We start from the raw sequence: 23839 nt of genomic DNA on the forward strand, positions 1-23839 counted from the left end.
AGGCACAGGATGCGTCACCTGCTCCACCGCGTCGTGCTCCCCCTCGACCGCGATCCCGCCCTGGCGCCGCTTTACATCGATCCCGAGGTCCTGACCGCGCCCGACGGTGATCCCGCCCATGCACCCTCCCCCGCGGTCGCGCACATCTCGAGCCGGTCCGAGGTCCGGATCGCCGCCGGCACACGGCTGTCGTTCGGCAGCTACTTCAATGCCTTCCCCGCCTCGTACTGGCAGCATTGGACGCCGGTGCGGAACGTGCGCCTCGAGGTCCACTCCACCGGTCCGGTGACGATCCTCGTCTACCGCTCGGACGGGGCCGGCGTGCCCCGGCGCCTGGCGAGGCACGAGGCGGTCGACGAGGCGACGAGCGTGTTCGACCTGACGCTCGACGCGTACAACGACGGCGGGTGGATCTGGTTCGACATCGCGGCGGGCGAGGACGACGCCCGGCTCCTCGGCGCCGAGTGGACCACCGAGCAGGCGCCCGTCCGACGGGGGAAGGCGTCGTTGGGCATCACGACCTACAACAAGCCGGACTACTGCGTCGAGACCCTCCGCGCGCTTGCGGCGGCCCCCGAGCTGCTCGAACTCGTCGATCGCGTGTTCCTCATCGATCAGGGCACCGACCGAGTCGATGCGCAGCCCGACTTCGGCCACATCGCCGATCGTCTCGGGGGGACCCTCGAGATCATCGCTCAGCCGAATCTCGGTGGATCCGGCGGCTTCGCTCGCGCTATGTACGAGACGCTGCAGCGCCCCGAGAGCGACTTCGTCCAGCTTCTCGACGACGATGTCCGCATCGAGCCGGAATCCCTCCGCCGCTCGATCGTCTTCGGGCGTTACACGACCACGCCCAGCATCGTCGGGGCTCACATGTTCGACCTGCTGAAGCGCTCCCGCCTGCATGCGTGGGCGGAGGTCGTCGACGATGCCCCCTTCATGTGGCGACCCGTCCAGCAGGATCGGATGCCGCACGACTTCGCCGTGGCGAATCTTCGTCAGACTCCCGAGCTCCACCAGCGTCTGGACGCCGACTACAACGGATGGTGGATGTGCCTCATCCCCGTCGAGATCATCCGCCGCATCGGGCTGCCGCTTCCCGTCTTCATCAAGTGGGACGATGCCGAGTACTGCCTTCGCGCACGCGATGCCGGCTACCGGACCTTATCGGTGCCGGGGGTGGCGATCTGGCACATCTCGTGGGTGGGCAAGGACGACACGACGGACTGGCAGGCCTACTTCCACGCGCGCAACCGCATTGTGACGGCGCTCCTGCATTCGCGGAGCCCGCGCGGGGGCACGCTTCTGCGCCACAGCCGCCGGGTCGACCTCAAGCATCTGATGCTGATGCAGTACTACCCGGTCGCGCTCCGCCAGCGAGCGCTCCGAGATGTCTTCGCGGGTCCGTATGCCATGGCGAGTGGTCTCGCCGACGCGATGCCCGCAGCTCGGGCGTTGGCTGGGGACTTCCCGGAGACCCGCTCCAGCCCCGATGGCGGGCTGTCGCGGAGGCAGGGCTCGGTGCCACCGAGTCCGCCGAGGAGCTGGCGGCTGGCGCTGCTCACCGTGGCGGGCCTCCTCCGCCACGCCGTGATCCCCGTGAAGCCGAGCGCAGCGCAGAGCGCCGCGGTCGAGCTGGCGAAGCAGGATGCGGTGTGGTGGCGCATGTGGCGGCTCGACAGCGCGACCGTCGCGACCGCAGACGGATCCGGACGCAACGTCTACGTGCGAGACCGAACCGCGTTCCGGGCGATGCTGCGCACCAGCATCCGCCAGCACGCTCGCCTCCGGCGGGAATGGCCGAAGCTGTCGAGCTGGTATCGCGACGCCCTCGCCGACACGACTTCCCCGGCTGCGTGGGAGCAGCACTTTCCGCAGCGCGAGCCCTGACGTCAGGAGGCGCTGTTGTAGTCCGCGTTGTATCGATCGAGCACATCGCCGATCGGACCGTCGAGGACGAGCCCGCCCCTGTCGAGATACAGACCGCGGGTGCAGAAGCGGCGCAGGTCCTTCTCGTTGTGGCTGACGAAGAAGAGCGTGCGCCCCTCCGCGAGCAGTTCGTCGATGCGCTTGTAGCACTTGGCGCGGAACGCGCGGTCGCCGACGGCGAGGACTTCGTCGACCAGCAGGATGGGTTCGTCGAGCTGCGACACCACCGAGAACGCCAGGCGCACCTTCATGCCGTTGGAGAGGTGCTTGTACGGCGTATCGACGAAGTCGCCGATCTCGGCGAAGTCGATGATGTCGTCGAACCGACGGTTCACCTCGGCCTTCGACATCCCGTGCAGGCCCGCCGTCAGCCGCACGTTCTCGCGTACCGTCAGGTCGCCCACGAATCCGCCGGTGATCTCGATCAACGGGGCCACGCCGCCGTTCACGTCGACCGATCCTTCGTCGGCCAGCAGCACCCCGGCGACGAGCTTGAGCAGCGTCGACTTGCCCTGTCCGTTACGACCGACGACGCCGATCGATTCCCCGGGCGTCACGGAGAACGTCACCCCGCGCAGCGCCCAGAACTCGCCGGGACGGCTGCGCCGAGAGGACCCGCCGAAGAGGTCCTTGAGGTTGCGCCGTCCCCGACGGTTGCGCCGGAAACGGACGCCGAGGTCACGCACCTCGATCGCGAGCGGCTGCATCACAGCTCCTTCAGGACCGGGCGTTCCAGCCGGCGGAAGACGAACACTCCGAGCACCAGCACGAGGATGCTCGAGACGGCCCCGACGACGACAGCGAGCGTGTCCCACTGATCCGGGAAGAACCCGACACGGTAGAGGGTGAGGATGCCGGCCAGCGGATTGAACGCGCCGAGCTCCTTGAACACGCCCGGGAGATCCGCCACGCCGTAGATGATCGGGGACGCGTAGAACAGTGCCCGCAGCACCAGTCGGGTCGTGCGCTCGAGGTCACCCCACAGGACGCACAGCGGCGCGACGATGAGACCGAGTCCGACCAGCAAGGCGACCTGCAGGAGGACCGCGACGGGGAACAGCAGCAGACCCCAGTTGACGGTGGCGCCCCCGAAGATCGCGAAGAGCGCGAGGACCGGGATGGAGAAGAGGAACTCGATGCCCTTGCTCAACACGATGCGGCCCACCCAGATGGAGCGCGGGATCGAGGTCGATCGCACGAGCCGCGCATCCTTATTGAACGCACGGGTGAAGTCGGTGACGGCGGAGTTGAACCACACCCAGGGCAGCAGCGCCGTGATGAGGAAGACGATGTAGGGCGTCTCGCCGACGTCGCGCTGGAAGACCTGCGTGAAGACGAACCAGTAGATGCCGCTCATGACGAGCGGATCGAGCACCGACCACAGGTACCCGAGAGCGCTCGTGGAGTACCGCACCCGCAGATCGCGCGCCGACAGCAGCCACAACGAGTGGAAGTAGCGCCGGGGCGATCCGGGGGCGCCGACGACGGCAGGACTCACAGCATCGATCCTACGGGCGCTGTCTGCGCGCCCGTCGCGGGCGTCACCAGCCGAGGAGCGGAAGTATCCGCCCCGCCAGGATCGGCGACGTCGACAGCGCGTAGCTGTTGGAGAGGTGGTGCTGATCGCGGTAGACCAGCCGACCGCCTTGAACGAACGGGCACCATCCGTCGGGACAGATGATGTCGGTCATGTCCACCGGCAGAACCGGGGCGCCACCCGGGGCGGCGACGGGCGCGGGCGGTTCCACGTCGAGGAAGTCGGCGGCGACGACGCCGCACGGCGACGGGTCGTCCCGGTTCTCGGCCACGCAGCCGACGGTGTCGGTTCCCGTCCAGGGGTTGTCGCGGATCGCGAGGGTGGTGATGCCCGCGGCACTCAGGGTCTCCCACGCCCGCTGGTAAGCGGCCGGCACCGCCTCGCGAGGGCCCTCGGGCAGATCCGAGGGGCGAGTCCAGGTCGTGAAGACGGCATCCGGCTGCATCCGGACCAGCTCGGTCAGCGCATTCGCCGACCAGGGTTCGCACTCCGGGTTCAGCTCGGTGAAGAACTCGACGCCATCGAGTCCGTCGATGAGCTCACAGGTCCACTTGATCATGACGTCGACGCGGAAGCCGGCCTGCTCGCCCTCGACGGCCACAGCGTCGATCCATTGCTCGGTGTGCGAACCGCCGGCCATCACGATCACTCGGTCGGCTTCGAGATCGCCGTAGGAGCACACCTCCACCTCAGTCGACATGTTGCCGCATCCGTCGGCGACCGCGCGGGGCTTGTCCTGGTCCGCGATGTCGAGTTGCGGGATGATGCCTGCGCGCGGGTCCCACGAGAACACGTCAGGGTAAGCGACCGCCAGGGCGCCTGGGTGGCGATCGAGATCGATCGCCGCGTCGGCGTAGTTCACCCGCTGCACCTCGAGACGCACGATCCAGGCGAGCGGCAGCGCGGCGACCACGGCGACGGCGACCCCGAGCGTGACCGCGCTGCGTCGCGCGCGCGCCGTGCCGAGCTCCCGCGCCGGCTTGCGGTCCTCGATCCAGACATGCGTGACGACGGCGAGCGCCGCCGAGACGAGGAGCACCGCGCTGCCGGCGAGCCATCCGACCTCGGCGCGACCGCGGACCTCGATCGCGAAGACCAGGACGGGCCAGTGCCACAGGTAGAACGCGTAGGCGTAGCGACCCGCCTCGGACAGCGGCCGCCATGCGAGGAGCCGCGCGGGCGCCCAGGGCGACCGCCAGCAGAGGATGAGAAGAAGGGCGCCGCCGACCGGGACGAGTGCGGCCGGCCCGGGGAACTGCTGCAGACCGTCGACGGCGAACCCGGTCGCGAGAATGGCCGCGAACCCGACCCAGCCGGCGACGGCGATCATGGTGCGGCGACGTGTCGAAGCCTCTCCCCCGGCGGTCCGAGAGAGAGTGGCTCCGGCCACCGCCCCGGCGAGGTACTCCCAGGCCCGCGCGAAGGTGTCGTAGTACGCCGCCCCCTGGTCGATCCGCACCGAGACGACGGCATAGACGAATGAGGCGACCGCGGCGACGCTGGCCGTCAGCAGCACGATGCGCGCCACGTCGCCGGGCGCGATCCGACGCGCCACCGCGGCGACCGCGAGCAGGAGAAGCGGCAAGGCGACGAAGAGCTGGCCCTGCACCGACAGCGACCAGATGTGCTGAAAGGGAGAGCTCAGGATGTCGGCGGCGCCGTAGTCGCGTCCGGCCGAGACCAGGTACCAGTTCTCGACGTAGAAGATCGACGCGAGCCCCTGGCGCGCGACCTCTCCCCACCGACTGGAGGGCAGGAGCAGGACGCTCGCGGCGAGCGCGACTGCCACCACGAGGAGGAGGGGCGGCAGCAGTCGCCGGCCGATGCGCAGCAGATACGACCCCATCGCCGGCGGTTGTCCGGCGGACACACGACGCAACAGGCTCCCTCCGACGAAGAAGCCGGAGAGCACGAGGAAGACGTCCACGCCGCCCGAGACACGGTGGACCCAGATGTGGTAGACCGCCACCAGCAGCACGGCGATGGCGCGAAGGCCGTCGAGGTCGTGCCGGTGACCGCCCGGCGCGGCGGAGACGGATGGACGCGACGCGCGGTGACGCACGCGCACACCCGCGCTCGGGGACTGCATACCCTTCCTACGCTTTCTGAGAACGAAGAGCGGCGACGCTCACGCGCCGAGCGTCTTCTTCCACGCCTCCGGGGAGACGAGGTCGGGGATCTCGTCCCGGTACTTCCGCGTCAGCTTCGCCCAGCGAAGAGCGAGGCGGCAGTTCATGATGAGACTGCGCACGAGGTAACGACGCATGACTCGGCGGTCGCGCTGATACCACGCGACACCGATCCCATCCGGAGCCGTGACCAGCGCCGAGTCGATGTCCGCGAAGCGCCACCAGTTGATGTCCGGCGCGGGGATGATGCGCTCGGGATGACGCCGGCTCCCCGCGGTCTCCTTCACCAGAAGCTGGCGGAAGGTGACCCGCAGCGCCAGCGCGATCGTCGCCAAGGGGTTCGTCGGCCGGCGAACCGGTCCCAGGATCGCCCGCGAGGATCGCCGCACCGGCGGAAGGGTGGAGAGCTCCTCGACGACGCGCGCGTCGACGAAGTCGGTCCGGATCTCCCGAGCCTGCTGATTCTTCGTCCCGAGCCACTCGTGGAGCCGCGCCGGTCCCGAGAAGACGTCGACCATCGCCTGGTACCTGAGCTGGACCGTCGAGTACTGGAGCATGAACAGCAGCTTCAGGTCGCCGAGGAAGGAGTGGAGCGGCAGCAGACCGCCACGCGCCACATCCGAGCGGAGCAGACCCGTGATGATGCGGTTGCGGTGGATGAAGTACTCCTCCCACGTCCGCGTCGGGTCCTTATCGTGCCACGCGAGGTGCCACACGGCGACACCCGGCAGACACACGGTCGGGAAGCCGTGCTGCGCCGCCCGGAGGGAGAACTCCACATCGTCGAACTTCAGGAACACCGGCAGCGAGAGGCCGATCTCGCGCAGCACGGCGGTGGGGATGAGGCACATCCACCAGCCGTTGAAATCGGCGTTCAACCGACGGTGGAGAGTCGGGGTCTCGCGCAGAGTGTCCTCGGCGAAATCGTGGTCGTATTCGCTCTGCCCGGACGGCGCCATCCAGGACCGCGCCGGATCCCACACCTCACCTTGCGTGTAGAGCACGGCGCGCTCATCCAGGTGGAGCATGCCGCCCCCGACGATCGTCGGCGTGACGGCGAAATCGGCGAAGCGCACAGCTCGCACGATGGCTTCCGGCTCTGAGATCGCGTCGTCGTCCAGCAGAAGGACGTACTGGCTGTCGTCGGACTCGAGCGATGCGAGCATGGCGCGCGAGAAGCCGCCCGAGCCACCCATGTTCGGCTGACGCAGCATGACGAGCCGCTCGCCCAGCGGCTCTGCCGCCGCGGCGAAACCGGGCTGCTCCGACACCAGATCGGTGCCCTGGTCGATGACCACGAGGCGGTCCAGCACGTCGCGGACGTCCGCGTTCTCACCGACCGCGCGGATCTGGTTCAGGCAGTACGTCGGCCGGTTGAAGGTCGTGATCCCGACGGTCGTGCGTCCGCCCTGCCAGTCCTCGGGAACGCTGATCAGCCATTCCGCCGAGACCAGCGTGGCCTCGCTCTGGGCGCAGGCGATATCGAACCAGTAGAAACCGCCGTCGACGAACGATCGGATGGGGAGATCGAACTCGACGACACCGCCTTCGAACTGCTGCGACGCGACGGCTGAGGCACGTCCGCGAGCGCTCGACTTGTAGACCGAGAGGAGTCCCTCTCCCTCGACCTGAACGCGCAGACGGACATCGCGCACCGTCGTCCACCGCTGCCAGTAGCTCGCCGCGAAGGCATTGAAGAAGGTACTCAGCGACACGCGCTTGTGGGCGAAGACGCGGATCGAGCGTCGGCTGAGGATCTCGTATGCCTCACCCGGCTGCGAGCCGTCGCCGGATCCCGTGTCGACGTAGAGAGCGGAGACCTCTCCCACCCCCTCGACCGGGAAGACGACGCGGTTGACGGGAACGAGACGCTGCGAATCGGACATGTTCTTCCTTACGCGAGCTGGTTGTTCCACATGGACAGCGCGGAGCCGATCGCCATGTGCATGTCGAGGTACTGGTACGTGCCGAGACGACCGCCGAAGTGGACGTCCTGCTCGCCCTTGGCGAGGTCGCGGTAGGCCAGCAGTCCGCTGCGGTCCTCGGCCGTGTTGACGGGGTAGTAGGGCTCATCCTCGCGCGTCGCGAAGCGGGAGTACTCCCGGACGATGACGGTCTTGTCCGTGGGATAGCGGTCCGCGCGTTCGGGGTGGAAGTGCTTGAACTCGTGGATGCGCGTGTACGGCACGTCGGCGTCGGCGTAGTTCATGACGCTCGTGCCCTGGAAATCGGGGATGTCGAGCACGTCCTGCTCGAAGTCGAGCGTGCGCCACGACAGCTCGCCCGCGGTGTAGTCGAAGTAGCGATCGACGGGCCCGGTGTAGACGATCGGAACCTGGCCGACCGTCGCCGCCTTGTTCAGCGGCTGCGACTCGTCGAAGAAATCGGTGTTCAGCTGCACCTCGATGTTCGGGTGGTCCGCCATCCGCTCCAGCCACGCGGTGTAGCCGTCCACCGGCAGACCCTCCCACGTGTCGTTGAAGTACCGGTTGTCGTAGGTGTACCGAACCGGGAGCCGCGAGATGATCTCCGCCGGCAGCTCCTTGGGGTCGGTCTGCCACTGCTTCGCGGTGTAGTCGCGGATGAACGCCTCGTAGAGCGGACGGCCGATGAGGCCGATCGCGCGCTCCTCGAGGTTCTGGGCGCTCTTCGGGTCGAACTCCCCCGCGAGCTCGTGGATGAGATCGCGTGCTTCGCCGGGCGTGTAGGCGGCCTGGAAGAACTGGTTGATCGTGCCGAGATTGATCGGCAGCGGGTACACGACGCCCTTGTGCGTGGTGTAGACGCGGTGGACGTAATCCGTGAAGGCCGTGAACCGGTTGACGTACTCCCACACGGTCGCATTCGAGGTGTGGAAGAGGTGCGCGCCGTACTTGTGGACCTCGATGCCGGTGGTCGGCTCGTTCTCGGTGTAGGCGTTACCGCCGATGTGGTGGCGGCGGTCGATGACCGTGACCCGGCGTCCGGCGGCGGCGGCGCGCTCGGCGATCGTGAGACCGAAGAAACCGGAGCCGACAACGAGCAGATCCATACAAAGACCGTCTTCCTCTAGGCGAGTTGGCGTGAGCACATTCTATCCGGCTCCCCCTGGACGCCTCGCCAGCGCTCAGTCGGCGCCGAAGGAGCGTCCGTTACGATGACTCGTCGTCAATGAGAGGAACCGATGGCTGATGGGTGACACCTGGATCGACATGGCGCCCGCCCTCATCGTGGCGGCCTGTCTCGCGACGATCCCAGGAGCCGCCGTGGTGTTCGCCGGTTGGCGGTGGCGCCGACCCGGCCTCTACTTCCTGGCTCCGGCCGTCTCGATCGCCATCATCGCCGTCGCCGCCGTGGCCGCGCCGGTCATCGGTCTGGGTTGGTCGCCGATCCCGGTCCTGGGCCTCACCGTCCTCGCCGCGGTCGCGGCTTATCTCATCGGGCGCCGCTCACCGGACGCTGCCCCCGAGCGCTGGACCCCTCCGGCCCTGCTCATCGTCATCGCGGCCGCGCTCGTGGCGGCGGCTCTGCTCGGGTGGCGACTGGCCACCGTGTTCGGCAGCCCGCAGAACATCTCCCAGACGTTCGACGCCATCGTCCACCTCAACACGGTGGCCTTCGCGATCGATACGTCCAACGCATCCGCTCTGCACATCGGGCAGACATCCGACATCCCGTTCTACCCGAACGGGTGGCACGCCTTCACGGCCCTCGTGGCCACCATGACCGGCATCTCGGTTCCCGCCGCCGTCGCCGTCGCGAACATCGCGATCGGGGCCATCGTCTGGCCGGCCTCGTGCCTCGCCTTGACATGGGCACTCCTCGGCCCCCGCATCGCCGCGCTCGTGGCGACGGCGGCCCTCGCGACCGGGTTCGGGGCCTTCCCCCTCCTCATCCTGGACTTCGGGGTGCTGTACCCGAACACGATCGCCTACGCGGCACTGCCGGCGGGCGTGGCCGCAGCGATCTTCGCCATCGAGGCACGGATCGCACCGGCCGAACGGGTGCGCCGCGGGCTTCTGGCCGTGGCGCTGGCCGGCGGCATCGCGCTGTGTCATCCCAACGCGCTGCTCGCGCTGGTGGCCTTCTTCGCCGTGATCGCGGGGCGCCGCTGGATCGTCGCGGCGGTACGAACGGCGAGCCGGCGCGTCCGTGTGACGGCGTCGGCGGGGGTCGTGGCCCTCATCGTCGCCGGCGTGGGCCTGTGGCTGTTCTCGCGCACGAACGAGGAGATGTCGCGCTGGGGTCCGTGGCAGACCGCGGGTCAGGCACTCGGCGAGGCCCTCAGCGGCGCGCCGCGTCAGTACCCCGTCACGATCCTCGTCTGCGCGCTGATCATCAGCGGGCTGGTCGTCGTCGCACGACGCCCGGCGAATGTCGACGTCGTGCTCCCGTTCGCCGCGGCTGTCGTCCTCTTCGTCGCCGCAGCCGGCGTCAACGTCGACAACCCGCTTCGCGAGTTCCTCACTAACCCCTGGTACAACGACCCCTACCGTCTCGCTGCGCTGCTTCCCGCTGCGACCATTCCCGTCGCGTCGCTCGGGGCGGCCGCGATCGCCGAGTCGCTCGCGCGCGGGATCGCTCGCCGGCGGTGGCCGGCAGCGGTCCGGTACGTCGGCGCTCTGGCCCTGGCCGCCATCGTCTTCAGCGTCGCCTGGGGTCCCAATGTGACCCATGCCGCCGAGATGGCGCGAGGCAACTACCTTTCGACCCCGGAGAGCCGTCTGCTCGACAGTGACGAACAGGAGCTGCTGAACCGCCTTCCCGAGTTGGTCGACGAGGATGCCGTGATCGTGGCCAACCCCTGGACGGGTGCCTCTCTGGCATACGCCCTGGCCGGCCGCGAGGTGCTCGAGAAGCATGCGTACGGCATCCGCACTCCCGAGGAGGCCCTCCTCGGGAGCAACCTGGCGGACATCGACGACGACCCCGCGGTGTGCGAAGCCGTGAACCGGGTCGGCGCGGAGTACGTGCTCGACTTCGGGGATCGCAACGTGTTCGATAACCCCGGCGCCGGCACCGAGCACGAGGGGCTCAACAACCTCGAGCCCGGCGATCGCCTGGTGCTCGTCGAGGAGACCGGGCCCGACGCCCGCCTCTTCCGGATCGAGGGCTGCTGATGACGGCTGATCGCATCGCGGTCGTCTACGACTGCCTGTTCCCCTACACGACCGGCGGCGGGGAACGGCAGTACCGGGGGTTCGCGGAGGCATTCGTCGACCTCGGGCGGGAAGTGGACTACCTCACCGTCCGTCAGTGGCCGGAGGAAGAGCCGCCTTCGGCGATCTTCTCGGTGGTTCCGCTCGGGGGTGGACTCGACCTCTACGACGACGAGGGCGTCCGTCGCTCGTCGTCGGCTCTCCGATTCGCCTGGCGCGTGTTCCGCGCCCTGCTGACGAGACGGAACCGCTACGACGCGGTCGTCGTCAGCGCACTCCCCGTCCTCAACGTGTTCGCGGCGCGCCTCGCGCTGGTCGGATCGCGGACCACGGTGGCGGCGGACTATCTCGAGGTGTGGGGGCGGCACCAGTGGGTCGACTACGCCGGTCGGCTCACCGGCAACGTCGCGTGGGCGCTGCAGCGCGCCGCGATCGCCCTCACCCCCCTCGCGACGGCTCACTCCGCCCTCACGTCGAACCGTCTTCGCAAGGAAGGCTTCCGCGGGCAGATCCTGCTCAGCCCGGGGCTGATCGACGGCGATGCAGCGGTGGCGGAGTCCGAAAACGCGGCATCCCCGTCCTCGCCGGACGAGGCCTTCGTCCTGTATGCAGGCCGCCATATTCCCGACAAGCGGGTCGAGGCGCTGCCCGCTGCCGTCGCCGCGGTGCGCGAGCGCTACCCGTCTCTGCGCCTGGTGATCACCGGCCGCGGCGCGAGCACCGGGGCGATCGAGGAGGCGGTAACGGCGGTCGACGGCTGGGATTGGACGTCGATGCCCGGCTTCGTCAGCGAGAGCGAGCTGCGGGATCTCATGGCCCGCGCGAGCGCCGTGGTGAATCCGTCTCGACGCGAGGGATACGGCCTCGTCGTCGTCGAGGCGGCCGCGTTCGGGACGCCGACGGTCCTCGTCGCCGACGAGGGCAACGCCTCCACGGAGCTCGTCCAGACCAATGTGAACGGGTTCATTGCGGCTAGTGTGGAACCCGGCCCGCTGGGGTCGGCCATCGCGGCCGCGGTCGCCGAAGGCGAGGCGCTGCGTCGTCGAACTCGTGAGTGGTACTCCGAGGCGATTCGCACGCGAACCATCCGGAGAACTGTCCAGCAGCTGGCGGATGCGCTGGATGAGCGCTCCGCCGGGCGCAAACGATCCTGAGGAAACCCACCGTGAACAGCACTGACGGGCGAACGCTCGAGCTCACCATCCTGATGCCCTGCCTCAACGAGGCCGAGACGCTCGCGACCTGCATCGAGAAGGCGCAGGGCTACCTCGAACGGTCGGGGGTCGAGGGCGAGGTTCTGATCTCGGACAACGGCAGCACCGACGGTTCGCAGGAGATCGCGCAGCGATTGGGGGCACGTGTCTCCGCAGCGCCGCGCCGCGGTTACGGAGCTGCGCTGATCAACGGGATCGAGGCCGCGCGCGGTCGCTACGTCATCATGGGTGACGCCGACGACAGCTACGACTTCACCTCTCTCGACCCCTTCGTCGAGAAGCTTCGCGACGGATCCGACCTGGTCATGGGCAACCGCTTCGCCGGTGGGATCGAGCCGGGCGCGATGCCGCCTCTGCACAAATACCTCGGCAACCCGGTGCTGTCTTTCATCGGTCAGCTGTTCTTCCGCCCCAACGTGCGGGATTTCCACTGCGGCCTGCGGGGTTTCAACCGGGCGCGCATCGATGAGCTCGACCTGCAGACGACCGGCATGGAGTTCGCATCCGAGATGGTCGTGAAGGCGTCGCTCGCGCGGTACCGCATCGACGAGGTGCCGACCACCTTGAAGAAGGACGGCCGTTCCCGTCCGCCGCACCTGCGCAGCTGGCACGACGGCTGGCGCCACCTGCGCTTCCTGCTGCTGTTCGCACCCCGTTGGCTCTTCGTGTACCCGGGCCTGTTCGCCTTCCTGCTCGGCGCGATCGCCGTCGGCACGCTCGCCTTCGGTGGCGTGCAGATCGGCGGCATCGGTTTCGATGTCACGACGATGGTCTACGCCGCGGCATTGTGCGTGATCGGCTACCAGTCACTCCTCTTCTTCTGGCTCACGAAGCTGTTCGCGACTCAAGAGGGCTTCCTGCCGGCGAGTGAGCGGTACCGATCGATCGTGGCCAAGTGGACAGCCGAACGCGGACTGTTGATCGGCCTGGGCCTGTTCGGCATCGGGGTGCTCATCGGCGTCCTGCAGCTCGTGCGTTGGGGCGGTATGGACTTCGGCCCGCAGGACGCCGCAGAAGTCGTGCGCGTCGCGGTGCCGAGCTCGCTCGGAATCGTGCTCGGTTTCCAGACGATCATGATGAGCTTCTTCTCGGGTGTGCTGACGACGCCCCGTCGCGAGCAGAAGCCCGAATCGGTCATCGAAGCGTGAGCGCGCCGCGCCGGGTCCTCGTCGATCTGCTCGGCGTGACCGGGAACAGGGGCGGCACCGAGACGTACGTCCGGGCTCTCCTCCCGCGACTTCCCGAGCACCTGCCCGGCAGCTCCTTCGTGGCTCTCACGAATCGCGTCGGGGCGGACCTGGTGGGCGGGCTCTTCCCGGGCGATGTGTTCGTGCAGGCGCGCAACTCCGGCACTCCGCGCGAATGGGCCGTCGCCGCCGCGACGAGCGTCATCCCGGCGGCGCGTCGCCACGGCGCAGACCTGATCTGGTCCCCCGCGAACTTCGGGCCGCTCCGCCCGGGCCCCGTCGCGCGTGCCGTCACGCTCCATGACGTGATCTACCACGACAGCGCCGGCACCGTAGGCGTCGAACGGGCCATGCGCTGGGCCACCGCGCAACTGAGCGCCCGCGCCGCGCGGACCGCTGACCGGGTCATCACCGTCTCCCACGCCGCAGCCGCCGACATCGGGCGCCGCCTCGGGATCGACGCCGAGCGCATCGGCGTCGTGCACAACGGCGTCGCGACGCCCCCGGCTGTCAGAGACGCCCGCGCCGCCGACCTCGGACGCGAGCTCGGGTACGACGCTTCACGACCGATGATCCTCAGCGTCGGCAACCGGATGCCGCACAAGAACCTGCCGGGTCTGCTGCGGGCCCTCGCGACCATTTCGGCAGCGGAACGCCCGGTTCTCGTGATCCCGGGAGGGTCGGAACCCGATCCCCTCGCGGCAGAGGCGGCGCATCTCGGACTGTCGCGTGATGTCGTGCTGCCGGGCTGGGTGAGCGAGGACACGCTCGAGCGCCTGTACGCGGCCGCGCGGCTCTACGTCTGCCCGTCGCTCGATGAGGGGTTCGGACTTCCGGTCCTCGACGCGCTTAGGCGCGGCACTCCGGTGCTCGCCAACGACGTAGCGGTCCTCCGCGAGGTCGGCGGGTCGGTGGCGTCGTACGCCGATGCCACCGACCCCCTCCGCTTCGGCGAGGCGATCGGACGGGAACTCCCCCGCGACGACGACGAGGCGACGCGACGCGCGCGCCGGGAGTGGGCGGCATCCTTCTCGTGGGATGCCGCCGCCGAAGCCACGGCCGGCCATCTCGTCGCTGCCCGGAACACGCGCCCGTGAGAGTGCTGCTCGGGCGGTTGTTCGGCTTCGGTGCCGCTCCCATGGTGGTCGCCGTCGTACCGCTGCTGGTGCTTCCGGTCGCTTCGCGCATCGAAGGGCCCGCGGGGTGGGCGGCCGTCGGAACCGGGCAGGCTCTCGGCAGCCTCTGCGCGATGATCTGCAGCTACGGCTGGAACGTCGCCGGCGGCGCGCGTGTGGCGCTCGCGAGCGACGATGCCGCACGCCGCGAGATCTACGCGAACAGTTTCTGGTCGCGACTGATCGTCTTCGGCGTCGTCGGGGCGGTTCTCGCGACCCTCGCCGGCATCCTGGTGGAGCCGGGCTTCACGGCTGTGGCGGCTCTGGTCGTCCTCGCCACCGGGCTCTCCGGACTCGGCATGGCCTGGTACGCGGTCGGGACCGGCCGTGCGCGCCTGGTCGTGCAGTACGAGGCCATCCCCATCGCGGTCTTCACCGCAGCGAGCGCTGTCGTCATGCAGCTCACGGGGGCTCTCATCGCCTTCCCGCTGATGCTGATCGTCGGGACCGCGGGCGGCTTGGTCGCATTGAACCTGCATCTCTACAAGCGGGTGCTTCCTCCGTTCCGGCCTCGGGACGTCCGGGCGAGCTTCCGGCGCAACCTGTCGATCGCGAGCGCCGACGGGATCGGCGGCAGCTACACGACGGCGCCCGTCCCCCTCGCGCAGGGCCTCGTCGGAACTCAGGCCGCCGCGGAGCTCACCTCGGCCGACAAGTTCTACCGCATCGGGCTCACGGCCATCCTCGTGATGGGCAACACCCTCCAGAAGTGGGTGCTCGAGGCCTCCTGGCAGGAGGACCGCGCGCGCCGTCACGCCATCGCTCTGCTGGCCCACCTGGGTGTCGGGATCATCGGGCTCCTCGTGCTCGTGATCGCCGGACCGGCCGTCGCGACCTGGCTGCTCGGCGCCGAAGTGGCTCCGAGCCCCGCCCTCTTCCCCGCCTACGGGGTGACCTTCCTGATCATCTCGCTGACGACACCGCTCATCCGCAATGTCCTGGTCCCCGCGGACCGGAGCCGCACGGTCCTCGTCGCGACCGTCCTGTCTGCGGGCGTGGGTCTTCCGGCGATGACGGTGTGCGGCCTGCTCGGGGGTGCGACGACGATCGTGTGGGGTCTCGCCCTGTCAGAAGTGGTCGTCCTGGCGATCGTCGGCACCACGGCGGCCCGGGAGGTCCGCGCGCGGCATCGCGAGGGACGAGCGGAATAGCTCAGCGACGTCGTCGCGGCGCGACGGCGGCGCCGACGGCGTAGACCACGGCGTTGCGCACCGACGCGGCGCCGGACAGGCCTCGACGCAGCGCGTGGACGATCGCCGGCAGCCGTCGGCGATCGCTGCCGTAGAGGGCGGCGAGCCGCGCAGACCGCTCATTGCGGATGCGCGCGTCCGCCGTGTCGACCATGACCTCAGCCCATCCGGCGCTCACCCCGAACAGGGACGCCCGGAAGGACCCGAGGGCGGATCGCTCGCTGTCCGCGTTCGCCTCGGCGACGCGGCGACGCAGCGCGGCCACCCAGTTCCAGCGGCCACCCGCCGACTCGCCCAGGACGTTCGCGTCGTGCTGGACGTAGTCCTGGACCACGTCCTCGGTCACGCGAGCACCGTCGCTCAACGCCGCGCACATCGCCAGCCAGTGGTCATGCACCTGCGACGGGTGATCGTGGGCGGGGAACGGAAGGGCGACGTCGAGCAGAGTCCCCCGGAACAGGCACAGGGCCCCCGAGTACTGGTTCTCGAAGGGAAGGACATCGACCGCGACTTCGCGGCGCCCGGTCGACTCCGCGACGATCTCGCCGGACGGATGCCGCACGACGCGCGCCTGCCCGCTGACGAGAGCCACGCTCTCGAGCGACGGCAGCAGGAGCTGGAGCTTCTCGGGGAACCAGGCGTCGTCCTGATCACTGAGCGCAACCCAGGGGGCGGAGGAAGGCACGGCCGCCAGACCCCGCTCGAAGTTCCGATAGAAGCCGACGCGGTGCTCGAAACCGATGACCTCGAATCGGTCGTCGTCGCCGACGCAGGACTGCAGCAGGCGCCGGACGTCGTCGGGCTGCCCGTCGGCGACGATGAGACAGCGGAACCGCCGGTAGGTCTGGTTCCGGATCGACTCGATCTGTCTGCGGAAGAGGGTCTCGTCCGGCTTGTACGCCGCCAGCACCACATAGCCCACCGCTGCGGCGGGGGAGGTCGATTCGGAAGAGTCCATCAGAGCGTTGCGCTAGCCTCGCTGACGAGCGCCGCGACCACTCTACCGGCGCTGCAGGCCATTCGCGATCAGATGGGATCCCATGGAAGCTCCGAACGACGACACCGCGATCGATGTGGTCGTGCCGGTTCACGGTGGATGGGCCTACGTCTCGCAGTGCCTCCAGTCGCTTCGATCGCAGGGCGACGGCGTTCGGGTCATCGTGGTGGACGACAAGTCACCCGATGACACGGCCGATCGGGTGGCAGCATCCTTCCCCGAGGTGACGCTCATCCGCAACGAGGACAATCGCGGCTTCGCCGCCTCGTGCAACGTCGGGATCCGTGCCGGCTCGGCACCCATCGTCGTTCTTCTCAACAGCGACGTCGAGGCCGAGCCCGACTTCGCGGCGTCGATCCGCGGAGCCTTCGCGGACTGCCCGGACGATGTCGGAAGCGTGTCCCCCATCCTGTTGCGCCCCGACGGGCTCGTCGATTCCTTCGGCATCGTCGCCGATCCCAGCGCCGCCGGATACGTCCGGTATCACGGTGCGAGCCTCGACATCGTGGATGCGTCCTCGCCCGTCGTGCTCGGCCCGTACGGCGCGGCCGCCGCCTACCGTCGTTCCGCACTGGACGAGGCCGGCCTCCTGGACGAGAACATCTTCATGTACGGCGAGGAGCTCGAGCTCGCCCTCCGACTGCGAGCCGCCGGCTGGGGAGCGATCGGGCTGGCCCGCGTCGTGGGAACACACCTCGGTGGCGCCTCCGCGGGCAAGGGCTCTCGGCGACAGCGCTATCTCTCCGGCTTCGGCCGGGGCTACATCCTGCACGCCTACGGCATCCTGCGCAGCCGCGCGGCCGCGCATGCGCTCGTCACCGAGGCCGTGGTCACCGTGCTGCGACTCGTGCGCTTCGGCGATGTCGCCTCGCTGCGCGGACGGTGGGACGGGTGGCGCAAAGCCCGAGGCGTGACGCGTCGACGGATGCCGCAGGACGGCATCGACACCGGGATCGGCACGCTCAAGGCGCTGCGCATGCGATCCGCGAGGTACTGGCACGACGGCGGTCGTTGAGAAACGGCCACGAGGGCCCGTCTCGGTGTGTCACGATTGACGAGTGAAGGGCATCATCCTCGCCGGCGGCTCCGGCACGCGGCTGCATCCGATCACCTTGGGCGTCTCGAAGCAGCTCATCCCGGTCTACGACAAGCCGATGGTCTACTACCCGTTGTCGACGCTGATGCTCGCCGGGATCCAAGACATCCTCGTCATCACGACGCCGCATGACGCGCCGTTCTTCGAGCGGCTGCTCGGCGACGGGTCGCAGTTCGGCATCTCGTTGACGTTCGCGCAGCAGCCCTCGCCCGACGGGCTGGCGCAGGCGTTCACGATCGGTGCGGATTTCATCGGCGACGACAAGGTCGCCCTCGTGCTGGGCGACAACCTGCTCTACGGTCCTGGTCTGGGGTCGCAGCTCAAGCGCTACGCGGACGTCGACGGCGGTGCGGTGTTCGCGTACTGGGTGGCGGAGCCCTCCGCATACGGTGTGGTCGAGTTCGACGAGACCGGACGCGCCGTCTCGCTCGAGGAGAAGCCGGCGGAGCCCAAGAGCAACTACGCCGTGCCCGGCCTGTACTTCTACGACAACGACGTGATCGACATCGCCCGAGGCCTCGCTCCCTCGCCGCGCGGTGAGTACGAGATCACCGACATCAACAGCGCCTATCTTGAACGCGGGAAGCTGCAGGTGGAGGTCCTCCCCCGCGGCACCGCCTGGCTCGACACGGGAACGTTCGACCAGATGACGGATGCGGCCGACTACGTGCGCACGATGGAGCGACGCACCGGTCTGCGGATCGGTGTGCCCGAAGAGGTGGCCTGGCGGCAGGGGTTCCTCACCGACGACGAACTGCGCGAGCGGGCGGGCAAGCTGGTGAAGTCCGGCTACGGGACGTATCTGTTGGAGATTCTGGAGAGGGGACGCTGATGGGAACGCTTCTCGTGACCGGCGGCGCCGGGTTCATCGGTTCGAATTTCGTCCACCACGTCATCGCGCACACCGATCACTCGGTCGTCGTGCTCGACAAGCTGACCTATGCGGGCAACGCCGCATCTCTCGCGGGGCTTCCCGAAGACCGGGTCCGTCTCGTCGAGGGCGACATCGCGGACGCGGCTCTGGTCGACGAGCTGTTCGGACAGGTCGACGCGGTCGTGCACTTCGCCGCAGAGTCGCACAACGACAACTCGCTGCACGACCCCCGCCCGTTCCTCGACACGAACGTGATCGGCACCTTCACCCTGCTCGAGGCCGCGCGCAAGCACGACAAGCGGTTCCACCACATCTCCACCGACGAGGTGTACGGCGACCTCGAACTCGACGACCCGGCACGGTTCACCGAGAACACGCCGTACAACCCTTCCTCGCCGTACTCGTCCACCAAGGCGGGCTCGGACCTGCTGGTGCGCGCGTGGGTCCGCTCGTTCGGAGTGAAGGCGACCATCAGCAACTGCTCGAACAACTACGGCCCCTACCAGCACGTCGAGAAGTTCATCCCGCGCCAGATCACCAACGTCCTGCGCGGCATCCGTCCCAAGCTGTACGGCAAGGGCGAGAACGTGCGCGACTGGATCCACGCCGATGACCACTCCTCGGCGGTCCTGACGATTCTCGACAAGGGCGTCATCGGCGAGACCTACCTCATCGGCGCCGACGGCGAAAAGGACAACAAGACCGTCGTCGAGCTCATCCTCAGCATCACGGGCCAGCCCACCGACGCGTACGACCACGTCACCGACCGCCCCGGTCACGACATGCGTTATGCCATCGATTCCACGAAGCTCCGCACCGAGCTGGGCTGGGAGCCTCGTTACCAGGACTTCGAAGCCGGCCTCCGGGCCACGATCGACTGGTACCGCGACAACGAGGACTGGTGGGCTCCGGCGAAGGACGGCGTCGAGGCCTTCTACGCCTCGAAGGGACAGTGAGCCGGTGACCATCGAGTTCGGCAAGCAGCTGACCGTCACCGAGACGCCGATCCCCGGCCTCGTCGTTCTCGAGCTTCCGGTTCACGGGGATGCGCGCGGCTGGTTCAAGGAGAACTGGCAGCGCGAGAAGATGACCGCGGCAGGGGTCGATCTGCCCGACTTCGGACCGGTGCAGAACAACATCTCGTTCAACGACGCGGTCGGGACGACGCGCGGCATCCATGCCGAGCCGTGGGACAAGTACGTCTCGGTCGCCACCGGACGCATCTTCGGAGCGTGGGTCGATCTGCGCGAGGGGCCGACGTTCGGCGCGGTGTACACCGCCGAGCTCGATCCGTCGCGCGCGATCTTCGTCCCGCGGGGCGTGGGCAACTCGTACCAGACGCTCGAGGCCGACACGGCCTACACCTACCTCGTGAACGATCACTGGTCCCCCGACGCGACCTACACGTTCCTGAACCTCGCCGACGAGACCGCCGCGATCGCCTGGCCGATCCCGCTCGAGCAGGTCGAGATCAGCGCGAAGGACAAGAACCACCCCCGGCTGGCCGATGTCGTCCCCATGCCGCCGAAGCGCGTCCTCGTCACCGGGGCGAACGGACAGCTCGGTCGGGCCCTGCGCGCCGAGTTCGGCGACCAGCCGTGGATCGAGTACGCCGGCCGCGACGAGCTCGACCTCACGGCGCCCGACCTCGCATCGGCACGTCGCTGGCGCGACTACGGCACCATCATCAATGCCGCCGCCTACACCAAGGTGGACGTCGCCGAGACCCCCGAGGGCCGCACGGCGGCCTGGGAAGCCAATGTGACGGCGGTGGCGGCCCTCGCCGGCGTCGCGGCGGCCCACGGCATCACCCTCGTGCACGTCTCGAGCGACTACGTCTTCGACGGCGCGAAGGACGGGGCCTACGCCGAGGACGAACCCGTGTCACCGCTCGGCGTGTACGGGCAGACGAAGGCCGCCGGTGACGCCCTCGTCTCGGTCGCGCCCCGGCACTACATCATCCGCACCAGCTGGGTCATCGGCGAGGGCAACAACTTCGTGCGCACGATGGCGTCGCTCGCCGAGCGGGGCATCGATCCGAAGGTCGTCGACGATCAGGTCGGACGCCTCACGTTCACGGACGACATAGCCCGCGGCATCCGTCATCTGCTCGAGACGGCGGCACCGTACGGCGTGTACAACCTGACATCCGCCGGGACGCCCGCGAGCTGGTTCGATATCGCTCGAGAGGTGTTTCGCGCGACCGGCCACGACGACGCTCGGGTGACGGGCGTGAGCACCGAGGCCTACTTCGGGGAAGCGACCGCACCGGTCTCGCCCCGCCCCCGCAACAGCGTGCTCGACCTCGCGAAGATCGGACGGACGGGCTGGGAGGCGTCGGAGATGTCGGCCGCGCTCTCCCGTTACCTCGACGCTCGCTGACCCCGTCGGCTCGCCGAGACCACATCGCGGCGAGCCGAGGGAGCCGCTCAGGGCACAGTGACCGAGCGGCAGCCGAGCGGGGTCTTGACGCCCGTGGCGGTCAACGCCGAGACGCATACTCTCTGCGTCCCGCGCGCTGCGTCGACGGTTCCCGAGAATCCGTGCGACTCACCCGCCACCGGATACACCGCGGCAACATCGGCGCGCTGCTGGTTCGCGGTGAGCACGGTCGTGCGACCGGCCACCTCGACCTGAACCGAGATCGCGGTCCGGGGCGCTTCGGGATCGAAGGCCCAGCCCCGCACGCTGATGCCGCGCGCCGTGGCCTCCACACCGTCCAGGTGACCATTGGCTCCCGGAACCACGATGTCGCGGCAGCCGAGCAGCGGGTTATCACCCGCGGGGACGTTGATGCCGTACGCGCAGACCCGGTGGCGGCCGGAATCGACCGACAGGAGCGCGTCGAACCCGCGGTTCGTGTCGTGCGCGAACAGGTGGTCCTTCAGGTCAGGCCGGCTGCGATCCGCGGAGACGGTGGAGACATGCGCACCGTCGACGTACAGGTGCATGGTCACCGGGGCGAGCGTGTCGGGATCGACAGCCCAACCCGTGACGCGCACCTTGCCCGAGGACATGGCCACGGAGTCCAGGTGTCCGACCGGCGGGCCGCTCCTCGGGGGCCAGGAACGGCACCCGAGGAAGGTGTCGTCGCCGAGCCCTGCATCATTGACGGCCGTTGCGCACACCGTCGCTGCGCCTCCGGGCGGCGCGGGGAGCTTCACGTCGAATCCAGTGCGCGGCCCCGCCCACGAGTAGGCCTGGCGCACGTCGGGACGCTCATCATCGGCGATCACGGTCGTCGTCTGCGACCCGATCGTGAAGCGCACCTCGATGGGGCTTTGCGTGTCGGGGTCGGCTGCCCAGCCGCGAACGCGGACACCACCGACCTCGCCCTCGGCCAGGTCGAAGCTTCCGACCGGCGGGGCGGTGGGGATGCGGAGGACCTCAGCCGTCCGGCAGCGCGTCAGCGTCGTCGCCTTCTTCGTGGCGCTGTCGATGGCGCGGACGCACACCTCGTAGGTGCCGTACGGAACCGTCGCCGAGAGGCGGAACCCGTGGTTCGGCCCGTAGATGGGATAGGCCTCGCCGATATCGGAACGCGCGACATTCGCGCGCCCGCCGACGACCTGTCCGTTGATCGTCATCTCGACGTCGATGGCGGCCGTGGTGTCGGGGTCGATGGCCCAGCCGGTCGCGGTCACGACCCGGTCCTTGACCGTCACCTCGTCGAAGTGGCCGATCGGCGCGCGCCCTCGTTCGGAGACCGGCGCCACCGTGACGGTGCGGCACCCGAAGCCCGCGTTGTCCCCGACGGGGACGTTGATGCCGTAGACGCAGATCCGCCGCTCACCCGCCGCGAGCGGCACGGTGATGTCGTACCCCCGGTCGAGGCTGTGGGCGAAGAGCGAGCCGCTGAGGTCGGGCCGGTTGATGTTGGCTCGTGCTTCGCGCACGAACTTGCCGTCGGCGTAGACGTGCATCACCACCGGGTCCAGCGTGTCGGGATCGACCGCCCACCCCGTCACGGTCGCGCCGCCCTCCACGGCTCGCACGTCGTCGAGGTAGCCCACGGGAGGGCCGGTACGCGGCGTGTACGTGCGGCACCCGAGGTTCTTCGTGGACCCCGCGCCGGCGGCGTTGGGCACCGAGATGCAGACCGTCGTGGCACCCCCCGGCGGCACCGGGAGCTTCGCGTCGAACCCGGTGTTGCGCTGCAGGTGCGGGTAGACGGCGCGAACGTCGTCTCGGATGCCGTCGGCGCGGACCGTGAAGGTCTCGGAGCCGATCGTGACCTTCACATCGATCGACGACGACGTGTCGGGATCGGCAGCCCAGCCCCGTACGCGCACACCGCCGACCTCCGCCTCGACCGAGTCGAAGCTCCCGACCGGGTCAGGAGACGACCGCGTCGAGCCGAACCAGTCGGTGAAGTAGTTGTAGAAGTTGCGGTTCCCGTAGGCCGAACATGCGTCCCCTTCGCCGTAACCGGCCGCGAGGGCTGCGGCGTTCGGCTGGTAGGGCGTGTAGTAGTACAGGTTCGCCGTGGCCTGGTTCGCGATGTACACCGGAGACGAGCCGCAGTTCGCATCCGGGTTGTAGCGCACGTTCCACGTCTTGCCCGGCGCGTACCAGGTGAAGTACTGGCTGGTCCCGGGCGGGTTCGCGTATCGCTTCAGCTGCCAGGCGGCGCCGAAGACCTGATTGAAGAAGCCGTAGTAGCGCGCGTCGCACGCGGCGGTGTCCGGGCACCCCTGGCCCATCGCGATGCGGTAGCGGGCTGCGCTCGGCGACGAGTGCGTGACGAGGCCCTGCTCCTTCTGCAACGTCACGATGAGCACGCGCGGGTTGATGCCGCACGCCTGGGCGACCTTGTAGATGATGCGCGACGCACGCTCGTTGGCGGCGCCCTGGTACGCGCCGCACATCGCATCGGCCGCAGTCGTCCGAGACGTGTCGTGGTAATCGCGCAAGCAGATCGCGCCCGGCTCGCACGGGCGACCGCGCTCCTCGAGGAAGCGCTGGATGTCCGCTTCCGTCATGGAGCCCGCGTTGAAGAAGACCGCATCGTCGATGATGTTGCCGGGCGTGAAGCCCGCGAGCGACATCGGAACGATGCCGGCCTCGACACCGGTCGCGGCTCCCGCCTGCGTCAGGGTGGTCTCGCGGCCGGCCGCGCTCGCGACGGTCGGAACAGCGACGCCGAGGGAGACCGCGACGGCGACGGTAGCCACGAACGCCCCGACGCGCGAGAGGAGGAAGCGGAGTCTGCTCGAAGTCACGTCACATAGTCTGTACGCAAATCAGAATCTCAGCGAGTCCGCAGCATCCTCGCGCGGAGCGACGCGGCGAGTCCCTGGCCGCTAAGCGCTGCTTGCCGGGGGCGTCAGATTAGGATGGCTCGGGCGCTTCGCCGCACCATCACCCGAGAGA

At 68.8% G+C, this 23839-nt stretch carries 17 protein-coding genes; 10 read left to right on the forward strand and 7 right to left on the reverse strand.

All coding sequences use genetic code 11. The features are described 5' to 3' along the window. The first annotated feature begins 9 nt into the window (after positions 1-9). Positions 10-1890 carry a glycosyltransferase gene (locus JOF37_RS05440; RefSeq protein ID WP_210005832.1) on the forward strand — a complete coding sequence of 627 codons (1881 nt, stop codon included), beginning with the start codon at positions 10-12 and terminating at the stop codon, positions 1888-1890. Positions 1891-1892: 2 nt separating this feature from the next. Here the strand turns inward: JOF37_RS05440 and JOF37_RS05445 are convergent, their stop codons facing one another. From JOF37_RS05445 to glf, 5 genes are read right to left on the reverse strand one after another with little or no spacing between them, the layout of a single operon-like run. Beyond that, positions 1893-2636 (reverse strand): ABC transporter ATP-binding protein, encoded by a 744-nt coding sequence (locus JOF37_RS05445; RefSeq protein ID WP_210005835.1) that lies wholly within the window; start codon positions 2634-2636, stop codon positions 1893-1895. Continuing rightward, on the reverse strand, positions 2636-3427 hold the full coding sequence (locus JOF37_RS05450) for an ABC transporter permease (RefSeq protein ID WP_210005836.1): 792 nt from the start codon (positions 3425-3427) through the stop codon (positions 2636-2638). The genes JOF37_RS05445 and JOF37_RS05450 overlap by 1 nt, the downstream gene beginning before the upstream one ends. A 43-nt stretch (positions 3428-3470) precedes the next feature. Next, on the reverse strand, positions 3471-5555 hold the full coding sequence (locus tag JOF37_RS05455) for an acyltransferase family protein (RefSeq protein ID WP_210005837.1): 2085 nt from the start codon (positions 5553-5555) through the stop codon (positions 3471-3473). Between the two features lie 39 nt (positions 5556-5594). Further along, on the reverse strand, positions 5595-7481 hold the full coding sequence (locus JOF37_RS05460; protein WP_210005838.1) for a glycosyltransferase: 1887 nt from the start codon (positions 7479-7481) through the stop codon (positions 5595-5597). Between the two features lie 8 nt (positions 7482-7489). Further along, a complete protein-coding gene (gene glf / locus JOF37_RS05465; protein WP_210005840.1) occupies positions 7490-8626 on the reverse strand; it encodes a UDP-galactopyranose mutase in 1137 nt (378 codons plus the stop codon). Positions 8627-8765: 139 nt separating this feature from the next. On the opposite strand from glf, the gene JOF37_RS05470 reads away from it, so the two are divergent. The 5 genes from JOF37_RS05470 to JOF37_RS05490 are packed head-to-tail and all read left to right on the forward strand — an operon-like array spanning position 8766 to position 15460. Continuing rightward, the gene (locus tag JOF37_RS05470; RefSeq protein ID WP_210005844.1) at positions 8766-10694 is read left to right on the forward strand and encodes a DUF6541 family protein; all 1929 of its coding nucleotides are present in this window, start codon (positions 8766-8768) and stop codon (positions 10692-10694) included. Further along, positions 10694-11887: a glycosyltransferase family 4 protein gene (locus JOF37_RS05475; RefSeq protein ID WP_210005846.1), complete on the forward strand. Its 1194-nt coding sequence runs from the start codon at positions 10694-10696 to the stop codon at positions 11885-11887. The genes JOF37_RS05470 and JOF37_RS05475 overlap by 1 nt, the downstream gene beginning before the upstream one ends. 11 nt (positions 11888-11898) lie before the next feature. Next, positions 11899-13095: a glycosyltransferase family 2 protein gene (locus tag JOF37_RS05480; protein WP_271174818.1), complete on the forward strand. Its 1197-nt coding sequence runs from the start codon at positions 11899-11901 to the stop codon at positions 13093-13095. Then, the gene (locus JOF37_RS05485) at positions 13092-14231 is read left to right on the forward strand and encodes a glycosyltransferase family 4 protein (RefSeq protein ID WP_210005848.1); all 1140 of its coding nucleotides are present in this window, start codon (positions 13092-13094) and stop codon (positions 14229-14231) included. The genes JOF37_RS05480 and JOF37_RS05485 overlap by 4 nt, the downstream gene beginning before the upstream one ends. Then, a complete protein-coding gene (locus tag JOF37_RS05490) occupies positions 14228-15460 on the forward strand; it encodes an MATE family efflux transporter (protein WP_210005850.1) in 1233 nt (410 codons plus the stop codon). The genes JOF37_RS05485 and JOF37_RS05490 overlap by 4 nt, the downstream gene beginning before the upstream one ends. A gap of 1 nt (position 15461) precedes the next feature. Here the strand turns inward: JOF37_RS05490 and JOF37_RS05495 are convergent, their stop codons facing one another. Then, positions 15462-16457 carry a glycosyltransferase gene (locus JOF37_RS05495; RefSeq protein ID WP_210005853.1) on the reverse strand — a complete coding sequence of 332 codons (996 nt, stop codon included), beginning with the start codon at positions 16455-16457 and terminating at the stop codon, positions 15462-15464. 82 nt (positions 16458-16539) lie between these two features. On the opposite strand from JOF37_RS05495, the gene JOF37_RS05500 reads away from it, so the two are divergent. Genes JOF37_RS05500 through JOF37_RS05515 form a run of 4 tightly spaced genes read left to right on the forward strand, consistent with a single transcriptional unit; the run spans position 16540 to position 20848 of the window. Next, entirely contained in the window at positions 16540-17511 is a 972-nt protein-coding gene (locus JOF37_RS05500) for a glycosyltransferase family 2 protein (RefSeq protein WP_210005854.1), read from the forward strand. Positions 17512-17554: 43 nt separating this feature from the next. After that, positions 17555-18424 (forward strand): glucose-1-phosphate thymidylyltransferase RfbA, encoded by an 870-nt coding sequence (gene rfbA / locus JOF37_RS05505; RefSeq protein WP_210005856.1) that lies wholly within the window; start codon positions 17555-17557, stop codon positions 18422-18424. Continuing rightward, the gene (rfbB, locus tag JOF37_RS05510) at positions 18424-19422 is read left to right on the forward strand and encodes a dTDP-glucose 4,6-dehydratase (protein ID WP_210005858.1); all 999 of its coding nucleotides are present in this window, start codon (positions 18424-18426) and stop codon (positions 19420-19422) included. Before rfbA ends, rfbB begins: the two co-directional genes overlap by 1 nt. Positions 19423-19426: 4 nt before the next feature. Beyond that, complete coding sequence (locus JOF37_RS05515) at positions 19427-20848, forward strand: sugar nucleotide-binding protein (protein WP_210005861.1); 1422 nt, start codon at positions 19427-19429, stop codon at positions 20846-20848. A 47-nt stretch (positions 20849-20895) separates the two neighbouring features. Here the strand turns inward: JOF37_RS05515 and JOF37_RS05520 are convergent, their stop codons facing one another. Next, positions 20896-23688, reverse strand: coding sequence for a LasA N-terminal domain-containing protein (locus tag JOF37_RS05520; protein ID WP_210005863.1), 2793 nt, complete (start codon positions 23686-23688; stop codon positions 20896-20898). Between the last annotated feature and the right edge of the window lie 151 nt (positions 23689-23839).

The organism is Microbacterium imperiale, from assembly GCF_017876655.1.
Lineage (GTDB): Bacteria > Actinomycetota > Actinomycetes > Actinomycetales > Microbacteriaceae > Microbacterium > Microbacterium imperiale.

Bases quoted from the DNA above. Each gene is read 5' to 3' on its own strand.
- JOF37_RS05440 (WP_210005832.1), top strand. From the start codon at position 10: ATGCGTCACCTGCTCCACCGCGTCGTGCTCCCCCTCGACCGCGATCCC.
- JOF37_RS05445 (WP_210005835.1), bottom strand. From the start codon at position 2,636: ATGCAGCCGCTCGCGATCGAGGTGCGTGACCTCGGCGTCCGTTTCCGG.
- JOF37_RS05455 (WP_210005837.1), bottom strand. From the start codon at position 5,555: ATGCAGTCCCCGAGCGCGGGTGTGCGCGTGCGTCACCGCGCGTCGCGT.
- JOF37_RS05460 (WP_210005838.1), bottom strand. From the start codon at position 7,481: ATGTCCGATTCGCAGCGTCTCGTTCCCGTCAACCGCGTCGTCTTCCCG.
- glf (WP_210005840.1), bottom strand. From the start codon at position 8,626: ATGGATCTGCTCGTTGTCGGCTCCGGTTTCTTCGGTCTCACGATCGCC.
- JOF37_RS05470 (WP_210005844.1), top strand. From the start codon at position 8,766: ATGGGTGACACCTGGATCGACATGGCGCCCGCCCTCATCGTGGCGGCC.
- JOF37_RS05475 (WP_210005846.1), top strand. From the start codon at position 10,694: ATGACGGCTGATCGCATCGCGGTCGTCTACGACTGCCTGTTCCCCTAC.
- JOF37_RS05495 (WP_210005853.1), bottom strand. From the start codon at position 16,457: ATGGACTCTTCCGAATCGACCTCCCCCGCCGCAGCGGTGGGCTATGTG.
- JOF37_RS05500 (WP_210005854.1), top strand. From the start codon at position 16,540: ATGGAAGCTCCGAACGACGACACCGCGATCGATGTGGTCGTGCCGGTT.
- rfbB (WP_210005858.1), top strand. From the start codon at position 18,424: ATGGGAACGCTTCTCGTGACCGGCGGCGCCGGGTTCATCGGTTCGAAT.